Here is a 20,630-nt window from a genome sequence, read left to right on the forward strand (position 1 = left end):
AACTCTGAGTAATAAATAGTGAATAAGATGATTGACCATAACTTGTATGCGTCGCCTGTACAAGCGTCGCAAGCCTTGATAACTCATATATTGGAAGCGATGGATAAAGAGCCTGAACGGCCTTTTACCATTGCTCTTTCCGGAGGAACTACTCCTGCCACACTTTTTGAGGTTTGGGAGCGTGAATATGCCGCATATACCCCTTGGCCCCGTATTTATTTCTATTGGGTGGACGAGCGTTGCGTGCCACCTGGCGATGATCAGAGCAACTTTGGCCTGGCCCATCGTCTGCTGCTTGGCAAGGTAGGTATTCCTGCCAGTCATTACTACCGTATTGTGGGTGAGGGCACTCCCGAAGAAGAAGCCAAACAGTATTCTTCCATAGTCAAGACCACCGTTCCGACCATGGACGGTGTGCCTGTTTTTGATTTTGTATTATTAGGGATAGGAGAGGACGGGCATACATCATCCATTTTCCCCGATCGTCAGGAACTTCTTACCGCCGGGGAACCGTATGAGGTGTCCGTCAATCCTTATAATAAAACAGTGCGTATATGCATGACGGGACGTCCTTTGATAGAAGCCCGGCATACCTGTTTTCTGGTGACGGGCGAGAACAAATGCAGTATTCTGAAAGAAATCCTTGATAAAAATAAAGAAGAGGTCTATCCGGCATCCTATATCTGGCATCATGCACGTAATCCGCAACTGTATGCATCACTTGTATCATAATATTTCTTTGAGATGAAGAGTTTAAACGAAAATAACTTTCTAGATGGGAAATGAATCAACTATGGACGCTATGTGTCCTATAGATATAAAAAAAGGAGCAACGCCTTGCTCCAACCTTTGTTAACCTTAAATCTAATACTATGAAAAACACAATGCAAAGGTACGGATATTTCGGAAATTTGCAAGATATTCTCTTCATTTTATAGGTTGAAACAATGTTATTTAACATAGAAAGGCATCCTGTTTACAGCTATTTGCAAAACAGGATGCCTTCACTATAATCCATTAAGACTCTTTAATAAGCGTGTCCGTCTTGTTCCAGTTCCTTTGCGGTAATGGGCTTGCGGTCTATGGCACGCCAAGCATAAATGATATAGGCCAGAACGAAAGGTACCAGAATGGAAACGTATGCCATGGTGCGTAGGGTAAACTCGCTGGAGCAACTGTTGGCCAAAGTCAGCGAACTTTGTAAATCGGCTGTAGACGGGTAGTAAGCTGTATTATTATATCCTGCGCAAAGTAATAAAGCTAATACAGTGAGCACGACACCGGGACCGGCAAACCAGATACCATTGGTGGCAGTCTTGCTGAATACAGCTTTTCCAATGCCCCAAAGAACCCCGACCACTCCGATGAGGAACAATACCAGCAATAGGGGTATATCCATCAGATTGAGGAAATACTTGTAAGGTTCCATATAAATTTCCTTTGTTTCGGGATTTACAGCGAAACCGTCGGCTAATAAAGTGCGGATAACGAAAGCCAGAAACAGGATAAGGAAAGGAATCGCATCGGTTATAAGCTGACGGCGGCAACGGGGAATCAAGTCTTTATCCCGGATGTTATTGATAAAATAAAGATTACCCAAAAGACGGGCCAGGAAGAATACGGCGAATCCCAAGACCAGATTCCAAGGATTAGTCAGCGCATCCAGTCCGTGCCATCCGTTGGCCCAACTGCTGATGACAGGCATCAGTTCATTGCCCATGTTGCCTTTATTAACCAGGAAATTGGAGCCGGTAAAGAAAGTAGCCACGGCTCCTCCCAGCAACAACGGACCCACAATGCCGTTTATAACCAGAAACCATTGGTAAGTGCGTTTGCCCAGCAGATTGCCCAGCTTGGACTGGAACTCGTATGAGACAGCCTGCAATACGAAACTGAAAAGAATAATCATCCACAACCAGTAAGCACCGCCGAAGCTGGTACTGTAGAACAGTGGGAAAGAAGCGAAGAAAGCGCCCCCGAAAGTAACTAAAGTGGTAAAAGTAAACTCCCACTTGCGTCCTGTGGAGTTTACCAGCAAGGCACGTTCTTCGTCATTGCGTCCCAGCGTGAACAATAAGGAATTACCACCCTGTACAAAGAGCAGGAACACTAACAGGGCTCCCAGTAACGATACCAGGAACCACCAATAATTTTGTAAAAATATATAGTCCATAATGTTCTAATTTAAAAATGGAGAATTGAATATTGAAAGATAGAACTGAAGAAACCTTAGTTCTCAATTCTTGATTCCCTCCGGCCCTTTCTTGATAGCCTTCAGCATAATACCTATTTCTGCAAAGAGCAGAACGGTGAACAACAGAAGGAAGATAAAGAAAGTAAGTTGTACAGACCCGGTCTGTAACTTGGAGATGGCTGCTCCTACGGGCAGCATATCCTGTATAGCCCATGGCTGGCGCCCTACCTCGGCTACCACCCAGCCTGCCTGACTACCGATGTAGGCTAGCGGAATAGTCCACAAAGCCACCCGTTGCAGCCATCGCATATCGGCCAGTTTCTCTTTTTTCGATGCAATCAATACGATGATAAAGAACAGGATGAAATAACCTCCCAGTCCCACCATGACCCGGAATGACCAGAAAGTAAGTCCCACATTAGGAACCAGATGGGTGGGGTCCTTGATATATCCGTAACCAAAATATTTCACGTTTTCGTCCAATGTCTTGCAAGCTACGGCGGCGCTTGCTTCGTCACCTGCCTTATGCGCTTTGCGGAATGCATCCAGAGCGGCGATGGCAATCTGTCCGCGTTTAATTTTCTCTTCGGCCGATAAAGCCGTTGTACCGTCGGGCATCTGATAACCACCTTCCAACAGATTGTTGATACCCGGTACATAGCCGTCTATGTCGTGAGTGGCAAGAATGGAAAGCATTTTGGGGATTTTCAAATCTCCTACAATGGTGAAGGGCACTCCGTTTCCACCATCGTGTAATCCTTCGGCGGCGGCCATTTTCATAGGCTGCACTTTGGCTACCTGTACTCCCGAAATATCACCCGTCCATGCAGTGACGAGGGAAGCGAACAGACCTACGGCGGCGGCAACTTTAATGCTGCTCAGAGCGAACTCCTTCTGACGGTTGCGCAGTAAATACCAACAACTTATTCCTACTACAAAAACGGCTCCCAGTATCCAGCTGCTTAACACTGTGTGGAAGAACTTGGCGACAGCCATGGGAGAGAGGGCGACAGCTGCAAAGTCCACCATTTCATTTCTTACTGTTTCGGGATTGAAAGCCATCCCTACAGGATATTGCATCCAGGCATTGGCGACCAGAATCCACCAGGCGGAGATCGTTGCTCCCAGTCCGGTGAGCCAGGTGGATGCCAGGTGGAAACGCTTGCTCACTTTGTTCCAGCCGAAGAACATAACGGCAATGAAAGTGGCTTCCATAAAAAATGCCAGGATTCCTTCGATGGCCAGTGGGGCTCCGAAAATATCTCCCACAAACCAGGAATAGTTACTCCAGTTGGTTCCGAACTCAAATTCCAGAATCAGACCGGTGGCGACACCTACGGCGAAATTGATTCCAAACAGTTTCATCCAGAACTTGGCTGTGTTCTTCCAGAATTCCTTACCTGTTGTCACATAAAAGGTCTCCATGAGCCCCATTATCACAGCCAATCCCAAAGTGAGAGGCACGAAAAGCCAGTGATACATGGCCGTCAAAGCAAACTGCGCTCTTGACCAGTCAATTAACGAAGTGTCAATGTTTTCAAACATAACTTTCTGATTTATTTAAATGTTTATGGATTTGCCCGTTCTATTAACTCTTCACCTACATACTGTTGTTTCTCTTCCGTTGTCTTGCCGCCAAGGAAGGAGGGGAAAAAGAAAAGTTTCAGAATAAAGAACATGATGAATAATTTGATAAGAATAATCGCCCAGAGGGTACGTCCCAAGGTCATCTCGCGAAAGCCGTCGCGATAGAATATCCAGATGCGTGTTAACAAAGAATCATTCATAAATTTATCTTAAAGTTGTAATAATTACAAAGAAAAACACTTTATCGGTAAAAAGCAAGTTTTTGTCCATAGAAATCTTCCGCAAATCTATATTTATTGCTAAAAATATCACGGTCCTCTACTTTTGTATTAACAAATTAAATAGTAAAAAGGATGAGACAACGAGTAGTATATTTCGCAATGATTTTGGCCGCGGTTACTTCGGTTTCCGCCCAAGAAGCCAAAAAATGGACGCTGGACGACTGCATTGACTATGCATTGGAGAAAAATATCCAATTGCAGCAGGATAAAATCTCATTGGAAGAGAGCTCGGTAGATGTGAAAACCGCCAAAGCCGCCCTCTTTCCCAGTCTGTCGTTCAGCACAGGACAGAATGTGACGAACCGTCCGTATCAGGAAACCAGTAACACGGTAAGCGGAACGGAGATCATCAGTAGTGATAGTAAAACCACTTATAATGGAAACTATGGTCTGAACGCGCAGTGGACCTTGTGGAACGGTAACAAACGCTTGAATACGATCAAGCAGAGGAGGACTAGTCAGCAGATAGCAGGGCTTGCCGTAACCGAAACGGAGAACTCTCTGCAAGAGCAGATTGCACAAATTTTCATCCAGATACTTTATGCCGACGAGTCGGTGAAGATTAACCGGAATACCTTACAGGTGAGCCAGGCCACATACGACAGGGGCAAAGAGCTCTTTCAGGAAGGGAGTATTTCGAAGGCCGATTTGGCGCAGCTGGAATCACAGGTAAGCAGTGACAAATATCAGTTGGTGACCTCTGAAAGTTCCTTGCGTGACTATAAATTGCAGTTGAAGCAGTTGTTGGAACTGGACGGTACGGAAGAAATGGATTTGGTTCTTCCCGAACTGGCCGATGAGCATGTCTTGCAACCGCTGCCTGCTCAGGAGGATGTTTATCAGCAGGCTTTGGCATCACGTCCGGAAATCCAAAGCAGCAAGTTGAGCATCGAGAATTCCAAACTGGATATATCAGTGGCTAAAGCCGGCTATCTCCCTACCATCAGTTTGAGTGCATCTACGGGGAGTATGACAAACAGTGCCAGTGACAATAGCTGGAGCAAACAAATGAAGTATGGCTGGAACAATATGATAGGATTGAACATAAATATTCCGATTTTTGATAACCGCCAGAATAAAAGTGCCGTACAGAAGGCACGCTTGCAATATGATAGTAGTCTGCTCGATCTGATAAACAAACAAAAGGAACTCTATAAGAATATAGAAAGTCTGTGGCTGGACGCTACTAACGCTCAAGAGCAATATGCGGCGGCCGAAAGCAAACTGAAAAGTAGCCAGGCCAGTTACGAGATGGTCAGCGAGCAGTTCAATTTGGGAATGAAGAATACCGTAGAGTTGCTTACCGAGAAAAATAACCTGCTCAGTGCACAGCAGCAACGTATCCAGGCCAAATATATGGCTATCCTGGACCGGACTTTACTGGACTTCTATGCAGGTCAGGATATAAAATTATAATCATAACGCTATACATATTATATTATGGAAAAGAAGAAAATTATCCTCACTACAGCGGTAGCCGTAGTGGTCGTGGCAGGCGGTTTCTGGATGCTTGGCGGACCGGAGGGGAAAAGTACGGTCGATTTCGCAACGGAAGCTGTAACGAAAGGCAATGTCAGCAATTTCATCACTGCTACCGGAACCATAGAGCCGGTGACAGAGGTGGAAGTGGGTACGCAGGTATCCGGTATCATTGATAAGATTTATGTGGATTACAACTCCGTGGTAAAGAAAGGAGAATTGATAGCCGAGATGGATAAAGTGACATTGCAAAGTGAACTTCAGTCGGCAAAGGCCACCTATGACGGCAATAAGGCAGAGTACGACTATCAGAAGAAATTATACGACCGTAACCGTAAGCTGCACGAGAAGCAATTAATCAGCGATACGGACTATGAAGAAACGGTTTATAATTTCCAACGTGCCCAAAGTGCATTGGAGCAAAGCAAGGCGGCTCTGGCAAAGGCTGAGCGTAACCTGTCATACGCAACCATCACCTCGCCCATTGATGGAGTGGTGACCAGCCGTGATGTGGAAGAAGGACAGACCGTAGCATCTGGTTTCGAGACTCCGACACTGTTCACCATCGCTGCCGACTTGACCAAGATGCAGGTGGTGGCCGATGTGGATGAAGCCGATATTGCCGGGGTGGAGGAAGGAGCCCGTGTAACCTTTACCGTGGATGCTTATCCCGATGATGTGTTCGAAGGAGTAGTCAGACAGATTCGTTTGGGAAGCACGAACAGCACGAGCAGCAGCTCTTCAACAACCACCAGCACCACTGTAGTTACTTATGAGGTAGTGATAACAGCTGATAATCCCGATTTGAAACAGAAACCGCGTCTTACCGCCAACGCTACCATTTATACATTGACTAAGGATAATGTGTTGACCGTTCCCAACAAGGCTTTGCGCTTTACTCCCAACAAGGACATAGTGGGAGGCCGTAAGATAAACGATTGCCAGAGCAGTCATAAAGTGTGGACACTGGATAACAATACCTTTACCGCCCATCCTGTAAAAATAGGTATTACTGATGGCAGCAAGACAGAGATTGTGAGTGGCATCACTGAAAATACACCGGTAGTGACAGAAACGGTAGTGAAAGGTGCTATGCCTGGAATGGAAGAACCGTCTGCCGGAGAAGGTGAAAGAAGTCCGTTCATGCCAGGCCCTCCGGGAAGCAATAAGAAAAAGAACAAGTAATAAAAGGTAATGCTTCCGTTTACATTGAAAGAATAAATCACATGAAAAAGATAATCGAATTACAAAATATAAAACGGAACTTCCAGGTAGGCGATGAAACCGTCCACGCCCTGCGTGGCATCTCTTTTACCATCTACGAGGGAGAGTTTGTTACGATCATGGGTACTTCCGGTTCCGGCAAGTCCACTCTGCTGAATACTTTGGGATGTCTTGATACCCCTACCAGTGGTGAATACCTGTTGGATGGTGTGTCCGTGCGTACCATGAGCAAACCTCAGAGGGCTGTGTTGCGCAATCGTAAAATAGGTTTCGTATTTCAGAACTATAATCTGTTGCCTAAGACGACTGCCGTAGAGAATGTGGAGTTGCCCTTGATGTATAACTCGTCCGTATCGGCTTCCGAAAGACGGAAACGTGCCATTGAATCACTGATAGCTGTGGGACTGGGTGACCGTCTGGAACATAAATCCAATCAGATGTCCGGCGGACAGATGCAACGTGTGGCCATTGCCCGTGCCTTGGTGAATAATCCTGCCGTTATTTTGGCTGATGAGGCGACCGGTAATCTGGATACCCGTACCTCTTTCGAAATTCTGGTACTTTTCCAAAAGTTGCACGCCGAAGGCCGTACGCTTATTTTTGTCACTCACAATCCCGAAATAGCCCAGTATAGCAGCCGTAATATCCGCTTGCGTGACGGGCATGTAGTGGAAGATACCGTCAATCCTCAGATCCTTTCGGCCGCTGCCGCACTGGCTGCCTTGCCCAAGAATGACGAGGACTAACCATAAAAAAGAATCATTATGAACGGAACAAATCTATTTAAAATAGCTCTCCGGGCCCTTGCCAACAACAAGCTCCGCGCTTTCCTCACCATGTTGGGGATCATCATCGGTGTGGCATCAGTCATTGCTATGCTTGCCATCGGTCAGGGCTCGAAAAAGAGCATCCAGCAACAAATCTCGGAGATGGGGTCAAACATGATTATGATTCATCCGGGAGCAGAGATGCGTGGAGGGGTCCGCCAAGACCCTTCGGCCATGCAGACGCTGAAACTGGAAAATTATGAAAAGTTGAGCGAAGAGTGTACTTATCTCTCCGACATCAGTCCCAACGTTTCTTCTTCGGGGCAACTTGTTGCGGGAGCCAACAACTACCCGTCTTCGGTGAGTGGTGTAAGTATGGATTATCTTACCATACGCCAGCTCACCGTGGAACAGGGGGAGATGTTTACCGAGAATGACATCCGTACGGCAGCCAAGGTCTGTGTCATCGGCAAGACCATTGTCGATAATCTTTTTCCCGACGGATCGGATCCGATAGGGAAAGTGATTCGTTGTAACCAAATTCCTTTCCGGGTAATCGGTGTGCTGAAATCAAAAGGGTATAACTCGATGGGCATGGACCAGGACGATGTGGTACTGGCTCCTTATAGCACGGTGATGAAACGACTGCTGGCACAGACTTACCTAAGTGGAATTTTTGCTTCGGCTCTGACAGAAGAAATGACCGAGGAAGCAGTAGATGAGATAACGACCATCCTGCGCCGTGAACATAAGCTGAAAGAAACGGACGCTGACGACTTTACCATCCGCACCCAGCAGGAATTGAGCAGTATGCTCAACACCACAACGGACCTGATGACCACTTTGCTGGCTTGTATTGCCGGCATCTCTCTGGTAGTCGGAGGTATTGGTATCATGAATATCATGTATGTGTCTGTAACAGAACGTACCCGTGAGATCGGTCTGCGCATGTCGGTCGGGGCACGAGGGGTCGATATTCTGAGCCAGTTTTTGATAGAGGCTATCCTGATCAGTATTACGGGTGGCTTGATAGGAGTGATTATAGGTTGCGGAGCCAGCTTTATGATTAAGGCAATAGCGCATTGGCCTGTGTTTATCCAACCTTGGAGCGTGTTGCTCTCCTTTCTGGTATGTACCGTTACTGGTGTGTTCTTCGGATGGTATCCGGCAAAGAAGGCCGCAGACCTTGACCCGATAGACGCTTTGCGTTATGAATAAGGGCGGAAAAGGTTTTCTGTATGGAGAGAAATGCCGGAACATACGTTCGGGTTTGCCTCCCCACGGTTGTGGAGAGCGCTCCTCATAACTATGGGTTGCGCTCTCCATAACTGTGAAGAGCGCGGCCCATAGCTGTGGGAAGCCAAACTTGAACGTATGAATAACAGAATAAGAGCCGTAGAAATCTTATTTCTAACCTAATCTTTCTTATCTTTGCCTATATGAAACAATTATTTTCACAGCGACGTTTTTTGGAACTGAGCATCCATATCGTCAGTTGGCTGCTCATATTTGGCTTCCCGTTGGTCTTTATGGACCGGGGAAGCGGCTTTAACCTGGCCCAATTCTTGCGGCACAGTTGTGTTCCTCTGTGCTATTTCGTTATCTTCTATGTCAATTACTTGTGGCTGGTTCCCCGCTATATGTTCACGGATGAAATGCGTAAGTATATTCTGAGCAATGCCGTGCTGATACTCTGCCTGAGTGTGCTTCTTCATGTATTTCTGGAAAGTATAAGTACGCCTCCGCCTCCTGAATTTGCGCGTCATATTCCACCTCGATGGATATTCTATGCGCGGGATATGGGGATGATGATATTCGTCGCCGGGTTGGGTGCGGCCATTCGTACCAGTCTGCGTTGGCGTCAGGCGGAAGAGCGTTTGATGGAAGCTGAGAGGCAAAAGACGGAAGCGGAGCTGAAAAACTTGAAGAACCAGCTGAACCCTCATTTTCTGCTCAATACATTAAATAATATTTATGCCTTGATTGCTTTTAACAGTGACAAGGCGCAGGAGGCGGTACAGGAACTGAGCAAATTGTTGCGGCATGTGCTCTATGACAATCAGCAGACTTTTGTCCCACTTGAAAAAGAATTGGACTTTATCCGTAATTATGTAGCCTTGATGCGTATCCGTCTGCCACAGCAGGTAGAAGTAAGTGTGAATTTGGAGGCAGACTCCGGAGGTGCGTTGCAGATCGCTCCCCTTATTTTCATATCACTGATAGAAAATGCGTTCAAGCATGGTATCAGCCCCACGGTAGACAGTTTTATCAGGATCTCTATCTCCGGGCATACGGATGGTACGGTGAGATGTGAGATTCTTAACAGCAACCACCCGAAGTCCGGACAAGATAAAAGCGGAAGCGGGGTGGGGCTGGAACAGGTAAGCAAACGGCTGGAACTGATTTATCCGGGACATTACGAATGGATAAAAGGTGTCAGTGAAGACGGACAGGTATATTCTTCTATATTAACCATACAGACTAAAAGCTTATGATACTGAATTGCGCTATTGTCGATGACGAACCGCTGGCTTTGGAATTGCTGAGAAGCTATGTGGAAAAAACTTCTTTTCTCCGGTTGGTAGGGAGGTATTCCAGCGCGGTGCAAGCTATGACAGAAATTCCTCTCCGCGAGGAGGTACATGTCTTGTTCCTTGATATTCAAATGCCCGAGTTGAACGGTTTGGAGTTTTCACGCATGGTCAGTCCCGAAACAAGGATTATTTTTACTACTGCATTCGGACAGTATGCCTTGGATAGTTATAAAGTCAATGCCTTGGACTATTTGTTGAAACCTATCAGCTATGTCGATTTTTTGCAATCGGTGAATAAAGCGGTGCAATGGTATGAACTGAAACAGAAGGCAGATAATGGTGTTGATGCTGATGAGGCGGATGATTGTATATATGTAAAAAGTGATTATAAATTGCTCCGAATTGCTTTAGACCGAATACTATATATAGAAGGGTTGAAGGATTATATTAAAATACATGTGGAGGATGAGCCGAAAGCTATCTTGTCACTTGTCAGTATGAAAGCTATGGAAGAGAAGCTTCCTTCTAGTCGTTTCATTCGCGTACATCGCTCGTTTATAGTGCAAAAGAGTAAAATCAAGGTGGTTGACCGGGGGCGGATTGTTTTCGGTAAGGAGTATATTCCGATTTCCGATAGTTATAAACAGGAGTTACAGATGTACTTAAATAGTCATTCTGTTTGAAAAAGTTGATATTTGAACGATAAAAGTTGATATTTTGTCGATATCCTTTTGCTAAAAAGAAATAATCTTTTTATATTTGCGGCATAGACAAGGGAAGTTGTGAAACTTCTTAATAGAATAGTTTAGTTAAGTCTAGTTTAGTTTTTGTGTTGTAAGTGCTCCCATCGTAAGCGAACGAATGGGAGCACGTTTTTTAGATACCTGTATGGGAGAAGTGTTCTGTTTCTGCAACAAATCCAGAGATTGGTTTGTTAATCATAGTATAAATAGAAATAATTCTCCTTATGAAAAAAATAATCCCCATACTGATTGCCATACTCATCTGTTTTGGTGTAGGCTGTACTGCTTCTTATTTTCAGTCGGAGGCCATACTCAACTGGTATCCTACATTGGACAAACCTTCTCTTACACCACCTGATATGGCTTTTCCCATTGCTTGGAGCCTTATCTATCTGTGCATGGGAATTTCTATCGGGTTGATTTGGCATATGTGGACAATAAGACGACAAATGATTATCAGATTATTCGGGTTCCAGCTCTTGTTTAATTTTACATGGAGCATTTTCTTCTTTTATCTCCGGAGTCCGTTGCTAGGTTTTGCAAACATTTTGGTGCTGGATGTGCTTGTTGTTTATTATATGATAGAAAGTTATCCGGTGAAGAAATCTTCGGCATACCTTTTTGTTCCTTATCTTTTGTGGTTGATTCTTGCCACTTATCTTAACGGCTATATATTAATGTATAATTAGAAGACTGTCATTGGCTAGTTGAACGGGAATTATGGGGTACAAGAAAAAATACCTATTTATAGTGATTGATAACCCTAGTGATTTTCCGTAACTTTGCGGCCATAAAGAGAAACAAAAAACATAACTATGTATAAAACAAGTAAATATACTCCGACGGACAAAATGAGTTATCTTATCTGTGATAACTATACATTGCTACAGGTAATGAGCCGTTTTGATCTTTCGTTGGGGTTTGGAGACAAGACTGTACAGGAGGTGTGCCGTGAAAATGGAGTGGATTGTCGTACTTTCCTTGCGGTGGTGAACTTCATGATTGAAGATAGCGACCGGATGGAGGACGATGTGAAGGACATTTCTATGCCTTCATTGATGAATTATTTAAAACAGGCACATCATTATTTCCTTGATTTCTGTCTGCCTACTATACGTCGTAAACTGATAGAAGCTATAGATTGTTCCACGGAAAATGAGGTTGCATTTCTCATTTTGAAATTTTTTGATCAGTATGCCGGAGAAGTGCGTAAACACATGGATTATGAAGATATGAATGTGTTTACCTACGTAGAGAATCTGATGGCAGGACGAGAAACGGGAGGATTCCGTATCTCACAGTTTGCCCGCAGGCATGATCAGATAGATGCGACACTGACTGAGCTAAAAAACATCATTATTAAATATTATCCGGCAAAAGGAAATAACCATTTGTTGAACGCCGTATTATTCGACATATTCAGTTGTGAACAAGATTTGGCATCCCATTGCCGCGTAGAGGACTACTTGTTTGTGCCTGCTGTACTTAGGCTAGAAAAGGAGGGGAAATGAAACGGACAGAACCTGTGCACGTTGCGGTGGCCGAAACGTCAGTCATTGTGCGTAGCGGACTTGTGGCTGTGCTGAAGCGCATGCCTGATCTTACAATACAGCCGGTGGAAATAACTTCTCTTGAAGGACTGCAGAATTGTATGCAGGGACATCAGCCGGATATTCTAATTATAAATCCTACTTTCGGAGGATGGTTTAACGTGGACGAGTTTAAATCGAACTATCCACAGGCATCTACCAAGTGCGTTTCTTTGCTGTGTTCAGTCACAGATACAAATTTGTTGAAGGGTTACGATGAGAGTATAGCGCTGTATGATGACATCGAAGTTTTAAATAAAAAGTTAGTAGATCTGATGAATCTTGGTGTGGATGAGACGGATGGCGAACAGGAAACGTTGAGCCAGCGTGAGAAAGAAATTATTTGTTGCGTGGTACGTGGAATGACAAATAAGGAAACGGCGGAAAAACTGTTCCTCTCCATTCATACGGTGATAACTCACCGCCGGAATATTGCGCGCAAGCTACAGATACATTCACCTGCCGGATTGACTATTTACGCTATCGTAAATAAACTGGTTGAACTAAGCGAGGTGAAGATGAACTTATAATACCTATAAATAGTGAGTGGAATAAGATAGAATACCTAAATGAAGTGATTGTGGATGTGGCCTCTAACCTCTATCTTTGCACTATAAGTTAGTCATATAGAAATTACGTAAACCACAAAGTTAGTTATTAGTTAAAAGCACTCCCTGCGAAGTGATTCGCGGGGAGTGCTTTTTTATTAGTAAGGCTTTTACCCACAATATTATGTTTTTTTACCTATTCCGCTTCATTATTCGTTAGAAATCTCGTTGTTTTCTTAACAAATATCCTCTAACTTTGTTATTTAGTATAGGACACATATTAACTAATGACAATGAAAGTAGGTTTATTTATTCCTTGTTATATCAATGCGGTATATCCGCAGGTGGGGATAGCCTCGTACAAGCTGCTGAAAAGTCTGGGAGTGGACGTGGATTATCCTCTCAACCAGACTTGTTGCGGTCAACCGATGGCGAATGCAGGTTTCGAGAATAAAGCGGTAGATTTAGCCCGCCATTTTGACGAACAGTTTAAGAATTACGATTATATAGTAGGTCCTTCGGCCAGTTGCGTCGTTTTTGTGCGTGATAACTACAGTCGTTTGTTGAAAGAAGACAAACATCGGTGCGCCAGCGAAGGTAAGATATATGATATCTGTGAGTTTATTCATGATATCGTCAGACCTTCTTCGTTGAAAGCCAAGTTTCCACATAAAGTGAGTCTGCAAAACAGTTGTCATGGAGTGAGATTGATGAAACTTTCTTCTGCCAGCGAACTTAATATTCCTTATTTCAGCAAACTGCGTGATTTGCTCTCTTTGGTAGAAGGAGTGGAAGTTGTGGAACCGGAACGTAAAGACGAATGTTGCGGTTTCGGCGGTATGTTTGCCGTAGAGGAAGATGCGGTTTCCGTGCAGATGGGGCATGACAAGGTGATGCGTCATATCGCTACCGGTGCTGAATACATTGTGGGGGCCGACAGTTCGTGCCTGATGCATCAGAATGGCATCATTGCCCGTGACAAACTTCCTATCAAGACATTGCACATTGTTGAAATCTTAGCGGCAGGATTATGAGTACGAAACATTCAAAAGCGGCTGCGGAGTTTCTGAAAAACAAGAAACAGGCCGCATGGCATGACGAAACACTTTGGCTGGTTAGGGCAAAGCGTGACAGACTGAGTAAAGAAGTTCCCGAATGGGAGGAATTGCGTAATATGGCATGTGCTACTAAACTATATAGTAACAGCCATTTGGATGAATTATTGGTGGAGTTTGAAAACAATGCGCGTGCTAATGGAGCCCATGTCTATTGGGCAAAGGACGCGGATGAGTATTGTAATATTGTCTACAATATTCTGAACCAGCACGGAGTGAAGCATTTTATAAAAAGCAAATCCATGTTGGCCGAGGAATGCGAACTCAACCCTTTTTTGGAAAACAAAGGAATTGAAGTGGTAGAAAGTGACTTGGGAGAGCGTATCTTGCAATTGATGCATCTGAAGCCAAGCCATATTGTATTACCCGCTATTCATATCAAACGTGAACAGGTAGGTGAGCTTTTCGAGCGAGAGATGGGTACGGAGAAAGGAAATTTTGACCCTACTTACCTTACACATGCAGCCCGGAAGAATCTCCGTCAGAAATTTATTCATGCTGAGGCGGCTATGACAGGTGCTAACTTTGCTGTAGCTTCTACTGGTGAGATTGTGGTATGTACCAATGAAGGAAATGCGGATATGGGTACTTCCCAGCCTAAATTACAGATTGCAGCTTTTGGTATGGAAAAAATTGTGCCGGACCGTGAATCTTTAGGAGTGTTCACCCGCTTGTTGGCCCGTTCGGCTACAGGACAACCCATTACTACATATACTTCTCATTACCGAAAGCCTAGAGAGGGTGGGGAGCTTCACATTATTATTGTAGATAACGGACGTAGTAAGATATTGGCCGACCAAAAGCATATCAAAACTTTGAATTGTATCCGTTGTGGAGCCTGTATGAATACATGTCCTGTATATAGACGTAGTGGGGGGTACTCTTATACTTATTTTATTCCCGGCCCTATCGGGATTAACCTGGGAATGTTGAAGGCGCCGTTGCATTATTATGACAATGTGTCGGCTTGTTCTTTGTGTTATTCCTGTTCGTTTGTGTGTCCGGCTAAGGTGGATTTGGCGGAGCAGATCTATCTGTGGCGTCAGGATTTGGATAAATTGGGTAAGGCAGACCGGATGAAAAGGGTAATGTCCGGTGGCATGGAATTCATGATGAATCGCCCTTTGATATTCAATATGGCATTAAAATGGGCGCCATTGGTAAACGGAATGCCACGTTTTCTTATCTATAACGGATTGAATGACTGGGGAAAAGGGCGTGAGATGCCGAAATTTGCTAAGGAGAGTTTCAATGAAATGTGGAAGAAAGGTAAAGTGAAGTAATTATGAGCAGCAGAGAAGATATATTGCAGAGCATCCGGCGTGCTACACATGTAAAATATGAGAAACCGGATTTAAAGCCATTGGAAGATATGGCATTAACTTATCCCAGTAAGGTGGAACAGTTTTATCTCATCATGAAGCAGGTAGGAGGGGAAGCCATTCTTTTGGAGAAAGAGGAGGACGTGAATGATTTCATTAAAAAGGCTTATCCTGGAGCCAAACGCATCGCTTCTAATCTGAAGACTATTACATGTGCGACATTTAATCCCGATGATGTGGAAGACCCTGCAGAACTGAATGGGACGGATTTGGCCGTTATAGATGGAAAGATTGGGGTTGCGGAGAATGGTGCGGTATGGATAGAACAGGATGTAAAGCAGCGTGCCATTTATTTTATTGCCGAAAAATTGGTTATTCTTCTAAACAAGAATAAGATTGTGAACAATATGCATGAAGCATATAAACTGATTGATACAGGCGAATATGGCTTCGGAACCTTTATTTCCGGTCCGTCAAAGACGGCTGATATTGAGCAGGCTTTGGTAATGGGTGCTCATGGGGCACGTGATGTGATGGTGGTGCTGATATAAGTGTATTGTTTCTTATATATAAAAAGGAGATGAGGCGAAAATTATAGGGCTCATCTCCTTTTATTTTATAGAATATTATTAGAATATTTTGCCACACAAACGGAACTTAAGTACCGGATAGACAGTAAGTTTGTCTATGATATCAGTGAAATCATTATCAGCTTCTGCTGTTAAATCAGACAAATCTCCGTTATTGGTATATACTTTGGGAGTGTTATGGAATTGCACACCCATTTCGAACATGAAGCCAATTCGTTTCTTAGGAATCGCTCTTCCGAAACCTAGTCCAAGATAAGGACGGAATGAAGAAACCTTCAAACCACCAGATATATTTCCGTTCTGATCTACAGGTATACGATAGTTTCCGATTTCAATACCTACTTCTTGTCCTTCTTTAATCAGTTCTGCCAACTCATCGCTGTGCCCTTTAATCTTGATGAGTTTTCCTCCTCCGAAATAAGCACCACCGCATACAAAAAAACTAGATGATTTGAAAGGATATACATTCAGCAATATTTCACCGGCAGTACGTCCCATTCCTCCTTCTACATCTATGCTGGTAGGTATATTTCCTTCATAAGAACCTTCAATATCTACATCCACATCTGTAGAATAAGTAAAGTTCGGCATAAAAGAAACTCCTGCACGTACAGCCAAGTAACTTCCTATAGGACTAGCTACATCAATACCTATACCTGTGGTACTTGCACTGACGCCTACAGCTAATGAATTAAAAATACCAGGACTTTCAGAAGAGTCTTGAGCAGCCATCTGATGGTTGCCTACACACATAATGTAAGTTAGGCAGAGTAATAGTAGTCTTTTCATATTTATAATAATTTATGTTTTAGATGCGAAATTAGATAATTTTATTGAAATGATGAAATATTTCCATTGATTTATAGCAACATCTTGTCTTCAGTATATTTTTAATTTAAATATACGGTATTGAAATATTCACCAAATAACGTTTTGGCTGTTTCCAATTGTTTTAGAGTATTTTCTTTTATTCCGTTTAGTTTGTATTCTTTTCCCATGGCTTCATATTTGTGTACGCCTAATGTATGATAAGGTAGTATTTCTACTCTTTGAATCATTTGATAATTCTTGAAGTGCTCTCCTAATGCCCGTATATCTTCCTCAAAGGAACTATAGCCTGGAACTAATACATAGCGCAACCAAAAAGGCTTTCCGTTTTTTTCAAGCCATCCGGCGGTACGTATGGTTTGTTCGTTGCTGCGTTCTGTCAGTTGCCGATGGCGCACATTATTAAATTCCTTGATGTCTAATAATACGAGGTCTGTCCATTGTAGCAGTTCCTTTACTTCTTCATTCCATATACTGCCGTTGGTATCTATACAGATGTGGATGCTTTGTTCTTTTAATCGCTGGAATAACGGAATCAGTGCTTTTGCTTGCAATGTAGGCTCGCCGCCGCTGAAAGTCACACCTCCTTTTTTACCGAAAAAAGCTTTTTGGCTGACGGCCATACGCACAATTTCGTCTATTGTTGTTTCCGTACTTTCACCTTTGGTGTCAATTGTGTCGGGGTTGGCACAATAGAGGCATCGGAAATTGCATCCTTGTAAAAATACGACTAAGCGTAAACCGGGACCGTCAAACGTCCCCATTGACTCGTAAGAATGGACTCTGATCATAATGGTTTGTCTTTAAACTGGTAAGGGCAGGTTTAAAACCCGCCCCTACGATGAATGTATATGTGATGTTACATTCTTTCGTGGAAAGAACGGCTGATTACTTCCAGCTGATGTTCACGGCTCAATTTGATGAAGTTTACGGCATAACCTGATACGCGGATGGTTAGTTGCGGGTATTTTTCAGGATGTTCCATTGCATCTTCCAACATTTCACGGTTCAGCACATTTACATTCAGATGATGTGCTCCTTTGGTGAAATAACCGTCCATCATGGTTACCAGGTTCTCTATACGGGTTTCCTGGTCTACCCCTAGTGATTTTGGTACGATAGAGAACGTGTTACTGATGCCGTCCTGGGCATCACGATAGCGTAGTTTGGCTACAGAACTCAATGAGGCGATGGCACCGTTCTTGTCACGTCCGTGCATCGGGTTGGCACCCGGAGCGAAAGCCACTCCTTTGGCACGACCATCAGGAGTGGCACCTGTTTTCTTGCCGTACATTACATTGGAGGTGATAGTCAGCAGTGACAGGGTAGGGCGGGCATTTTTGTATACCGGATGTTTCTTTAATTCTTCACTGAAGAAATAAACCAAATCTACCCCTAAGTGGTCTACGCGGTCATCATCATTACCGAAGCAAGGATATGCATTTTCAATATCAAAGCCTTCGGTCAAACCTATATCATTACGTTTGGCACGTACTTTGCCGTATTTGATGGCAGACAATGAGTCAATGGCAATGGACAGACCGGCTACGCCATATGCCAGATTGATACGTGGATCGGTATCAATGAATGCCATTTGAGCCTTTTCATAATAATATTTATCGTGCATATAGTGAATGATATTCATCGCATCATTATACACACGTGCAATTTGCATTAATACTTTCTTATAATTAGACCATACTTCTTCAAAGTTCAGCAAGTCCCCTGTCAATACAGGAATATCTTTCACCATTACAGTTCCTGTATTCTCACAACGTCCGCCATTGATAGCCAGCAATAGGGCTTTAGCCAGATTGCAACGTGCTCCGAAGAACTGGATTTGTTTGCCGATAGCCTGATAAGAAACGCAGCAGGCGATACCATAATCATCACAGTTACGCACTTCGCGCATCAGCGTGTCGTTTTCGTATTGTATAGAAGAAGTGTCGATAGAAACTTGTGCACAGAATTCTTTGAAACCTTCCGGCAATTCCGGACTCCACAGTACAGTCATATTAGGTTCGGGTGACGGACCCAGATTGTATAGTGTCTGCAAGAAACGGAAGGAAGTTTTTGTAACCTTGGTACGTCCGTCGTTGAAGCGTCCGCCGATAGACTCGGTTACCCAGGTGGGATCACCTGCAAAGATATCGTTGTATGATTGCATACGCAGATGACGGACCATACGCAACTTGATAATGAACTGGTCTACCAGTTCCTGCGCAAATGACTCGTCAATTTTACCATGATCCAAATCATATTGAATATAGATATCCAGGAATGAAGAAACGTTGCCCAATGACATAGCTGCTCCATCTTGTTCTTTCACGGCAGCAAGATATGCCATATAAACCCACTGAACAGCTTCTTGTGCATTAGTAGCGGGACGACCCAAGTCGAGTCCGTAATATTCACCCAATATCTTTATTTCTTTCAGTGCTTTGATTTGTTCGGCTACTTCTTCGCGCAGGCGGATACGGGCATCGGTCATCGGACTGGTGATATTGTGCAAATCTTCTTGTTTTGCTTCAATCAGTCGGTCGATACCATACAGTGCCAAACGGCGGTAGTCACCGATGATACGCCCGCGTGCATAATTATCGGGCAGACCGGTCAGGAAACCGAGTGAACGGAAAGAGCGGATTTCTTCGGTGTAAGCATCAAATACGCCATCATTATGGGTTTTGCGATAATGAGTAAAGATATCCTTTACTTTTTCATCTACTTCCACACCGTTTTCATGGCAGGCTTTTTCTACGACTTTGATACCACCATAAGGTTTGATGGCACGGCGCAAAAGTTCATCCGTTTGAAGACCTACAATCAGTTCGTTTTCACGGTCAATGTATCCTGCTTTATGTGAGGTGATGGTAGATACTGTTACATTATCAAGGGAACGAACTCCGTTATTGGCACGTTCTTCTTCTAGTGCCTTGAGGCATTCGTTCCACACTTTTTTAGTTCGCTCTGTGGGGCCTGCCAGAAATGAGGCATCGCCCTCATAAGGGGTAATGTTGGTATGTACGAAGTCTGAAACATTAATTTCCTTACTCCACAATCCATCCTTAAAAACTTTGTTCATTTCCATACTGTTATTCCATTATTAAGAGATTTAGGGCTGCAAAGGTACTCCTTTTTTGTGAGCTATGCATCACTATTAGTAGGTATAATGCGAATACTTGTGCATTTTTAAGTATAAAGTGGTCAATAAATGAAAAAACAATAAGGACTCTTTATAACAATTCCATAAAAAATAAAGCTAATTGGTGACAATAAACCAATTAGCTTCTAAAAGTAGCGGAACCGGGAATCGAACCCGAGTTTCAGCCGTGAGAGGGCTGCGTCCTAGGCCACTAGACGATACCGCCATCAGTTAGTCTTAATTCTTTTTCTAAGACGGTGCAAAGTTAGAAGTTTGTTTTTAATCTGCAAAATAAAAAATGATTTTTTTTATGCTATTACTATTATAAATCGGAATTTAATTTCTATGAAGAAGTATCATATGTTTTATGTAGTAAAATTGAAAGTCTAAAAAGCACCTTTACTCTTCCTCCCGAAAGCCTTGACAGCAAACTGTTGAAAAATGAATATAAAAAATAAGTCGTAAAATTAATTTACGACTTATTCGCGGAAGCTGGGGGATTCGAACCCCCGGTACGGTTACCCGTACGTCAGTTTAGCAAACTGGTGGTTTCAGCCACTCACCCAAACTTCCTTCTTATCAGAAGCGTTATCTCTCAAACGCGGTGCAAAGATAAGGGGATAAATTGAAATATGCAAACCTTTTGCTCTTTTTTTTTAGATATATTTTTTGATGGAAATAATAAGG

Annotated in this window: 19 protein-coding genes and 2 tRNA genes; 13 read left to right on the forward strand and 8 right to left on the reverse strand. The window is 43.6% G+C overall.

What is annotated here, in order from left to right; genetic code table 11:
• Positions 1 to 27: 27 nt before the first annotated feature.
• Complete coding sequence (gene pgl / locus AB5935_RS05230) at positions 28 to 732, forward strand: 6-phosphogluconolactonase (protein WP_038609292.1); 705 nt, start codon at positions 28 to 30, stop codon at positions 730 to 732.
• Positions 733 to 1,027: 295 nt separating this feature from the next.
• On the opposite strand, the gene cydB is transcribed toward pgl, so the two are convergent.
• The 3 genes from cydB to AB5935_RS05245 form a co-directional block, all read right to left on the reverse strand.
• Entirely contained in the window at positions 1,028 to 2,173 is a 1,146-nt protein-coding gene (gene cydB / locus AB5935_RS05235; protein ID WP_007838344.1) for a cytochrome d ubiquinol oxidase subunit II, read from the reverse strand.
• Between the two features lie 63 nt (positions 2,174 to 2,236).
• The gene (locus AB5935_RS05240; protein ID WP_038609295.1) at positions 2,237 to 3,739 is read right to left on the reverse strand and encodes a cytochrome ubiquinol oxidase subunit I; all 1,503 of its coding nucleotides are present in this window, start codon (positions 3,737 to 3,739) and stop codon (positions 2,237 to 2,239) included.
• Positions 3,740 to 3,762: 23 nt separating this feature from the next.
• The gene (locus tag AB5935_RS05245) at positions 3,763 to 3,981 is read right to left on the reverse strand and encodes a DUF4492 domain-containing protein (protein ID WP_007838346.1); all 219 of its coding nucleotides are present in this window, start codon (positions 3,979 to 3,981) and stop codon (positions 3,763 to 3,765) included.
• A 153-nt stretch (positions 3,982 to 4,134) separates the two neighbouring features.
• Between AB5935_RS05245 and AB5935_RS05250 the strand changes: the two genes are divergently transcribed.
• The 12 genes from AB5935_RS05250 (at position 4,135) to AB5935_RS05305 (ending at position 15,934) form a co-directional block, all read left to right on the forward strand.
• Positions 4,135 to 5,478: a TolC family protein gene (locus AB5935_RS05250; RefSeq protein ID WP_038609299.1), complete on the forward strand. Its 1,344-nt coding sequence runs from the start codon at positions 4,135 to 4,137 to the stop codon at positions 5,476 to 5,478.
• A 24-nt stretch (positions 5,479 to 5,502) separates the two neighbouring features.
• Positions 5,503 to 6,726, forward strand: coding sequence for an efflux RND transporter periplasmic adaptor subunit (locus AB5935_RS05255; RefSeq protein ID WP_368327343.1), 1,224 nt, complete (start codon positions 5,503 to 5,505; stop codon positions 6,724 to 6,726).
• A gap of 41 nt (positions 6,727 to 6,767) precedes the next feature.
• Complete coding sequence (locus AB5935_RS05260) at positions 6,768 to 7,511, forward strand: ABC transporter ATP-binding protein (RefSeq protein ID WP_007838354.1); 744 nt, start codon at positions 6,768 to 6,770, stop codon at positions 7,509 to 7,511.
• Positions 7,512 to 7,529: 18 nt separating this feature from the next.
• Positions 7,530 to 8,750, forward strand: coding sequence for an ABC transporter permease (locus AB5935_RS05265; protein ID WP_038609302.1), 1,221 nt, complete (start codon positions 7,530 to 7,532; stop codon positions 8,748 to 8,750).
• A gap of 221 nt (positions 8,751 to 8,971) precedes the next feature.
• Complete coding sequence (locus AB5935_RS05270) at positions 8,972 to 10,027, forward strand: sensor histidine kinase (protein WP_038609305.1); 1,056 nt, start codon at positions 8,972 to 8,974, stop codon at positions 10,025 to 10,027.
• A complete protein-coding gene (locus AB5935_RS05275; protein WP_007838363.1) occupies positions 10,024 to 10,749 on the forward strand; it encodes a LytR/AlgR family response regulator transcription factor in 726 nt (241 codons plus the stop codon). Before AB5935_RS05270 ends, AB5935_RS05275 begins: the two co-directional genes overlap by 4 nt.
• A gap of 284 nt (positions 10,750 to 11,033) precedes the next feature.
• The gene (locus tag AB5935_RS05280; RefSeq protein WP_007843949.1) at positions 11,034 to 11,498 is read left to right on the forward strand and encodes a TspO/MBR family protein; all 465 of its coding nucleotides are present in this window, start codon (positions 11,034 to 11,036) and stop codon (positions 11,496 to 11,498) included.
• Positions 11,499 to 11,624: 126 nt separating this feature from the next.
• Positions 11,625 to 12,320 carry a hemerythrin domain-containing protein gene (locus tag AB5935_RS05285; protein WP_007843954.1) on the forward strand — a complete coding sequence of 232 codons (696 nt, stop codon included), beginning with the start codon at positions 11,625 to 11,627 and terminating at the stop codon, positions 12,318 to 12,320.
• Positions 12,317 to 12,928, forward strand: coding sequence for a response regulator transcription factor (locus tag AB5935_RS05290; protein ID WP_007838373.1), 612 nt, complete (start codon positions 12,317 to 12,319; stop codon positions 12,926 to 12,928). The genes AB5935_RS05285 and AB5935_RS05290 overlap by 4 nt, the downstream gene beginning before the upstream one ends.
• A gap of 311 nt (positions 12,929 to 13,239) precedes the next feature.
• Positions 13,240 to 13,980, forward strand: coding sequence for a (Fe-S)-binding protein (locus tag AB5935_RS05295; RefSeq protein ID WP_007838375.1), 741 nt, complete (start codon positions 13,240 to 13,242; stop codon positions 13,978 to 13,980).
• Positions 13,977 to 15,344 carry a lactate utilization protein B gene (locus tag AB5935_RS05300; RefSeq protein WP_007838377.1) on the forward strand — a complete coding sequence of 456 codons (1,368 nt, stop codon included), beginning with the start codon at positions 13,977 to 13,979 and terminating at the stop codon, positions 15,342 to 15,344. Before AB5935_RS05295 ends, AB5935_RS05300 begins: the two co-directional genes overlap by 4 nt.
• Positions 15,345 to 15,346: 2 nt before the next feature.
• The gene (locus tag AB5935_RS05305; protein ID WP_007838379.1) at positions 15,347 to 15,934 is read left to right on the forward strand and encodes a lactate utilization protein C; all 588 of its coding nucleotides are present in this window, start codon (positions 15,347 to 15,349) and stop codon (positions 15,932 to 15,934) included.
• Between the two features lie 78 nt (positions 15,935 to 16,012).
• Here the strand turns inward: AB5935_RS05305 and AB5935_RS05310 are convergent, their stop codons facing one another.
• The 5 genes from AB5935_RS05310 to AB5935_RS05330 form a co-directional block, all read right to left on the reverse strand.
• Complete coding sequence (locus AB5935_RS05310; RefSeq protein ID WP_007843958.1) at positions 16,013 to 16,762, reverse strand: hypothetical protein; 750 nt, start codon at positions 16,760 to 16,762, stop codon at positions 16,013 to 16,015.
• Positions 16,763 to 16,863: 101 nt separating this feature from the next.
• On the reverse strand, positions 16,864 to 17,592 hold the full coding sequence (gene pflA / locus AB5935_RS05315) for a pyruvate formate-lyase-activating protein (protein WP_007843960.1): 729 nt from the start codon (positions 17,590 to 17,592) through the stop codon (positions 16,864 to 16,866).
• 68 nt (positions 17,593 to 17,660) lie between these two features.
• Positions 17,661 to 19,889 (reverse strand): formate C-acetyltransferase, encoded by a 2,229-nt coding sequence (pflB, locus tag AB5935_RS05320; RefSeq protein ID WP_007838384.1) that lies wholly within the window; start codon positions 19,887 to 19,889, stop codon positions 17,661 to 17,663.
• Between the two features lie 207 nt (positions 19,890 to 20,096).
• A tRNA-Glu gene (locus tag AB5935_RS05325) sits at positions 20,097 to 20,169 on the reverse strand.
• 260 nt (positions 20,170 to 20,429) lie between these two features.
• A tRNA-Ser gene (locus AB5935_RS05330) sits at positions 20,430 to 20,516 on the reverse strand.
• Between the last annotated feature and the right edge of the window lie 114 nt (positions 20,517 to 20,630).

This window comes from Phocaeicola sp. RTP21198st1_B8_RTP21198_201120 (genome assembly GCF_040929485.1).
In the GTDB taxonomy this organism is placed as follows: domain Bacteria; phylum Bacteroidota; class Bacteroidia; order Bacteroidales; family Bacteroidaceae; genus Phocaeicola; species Phocaeicola dorei.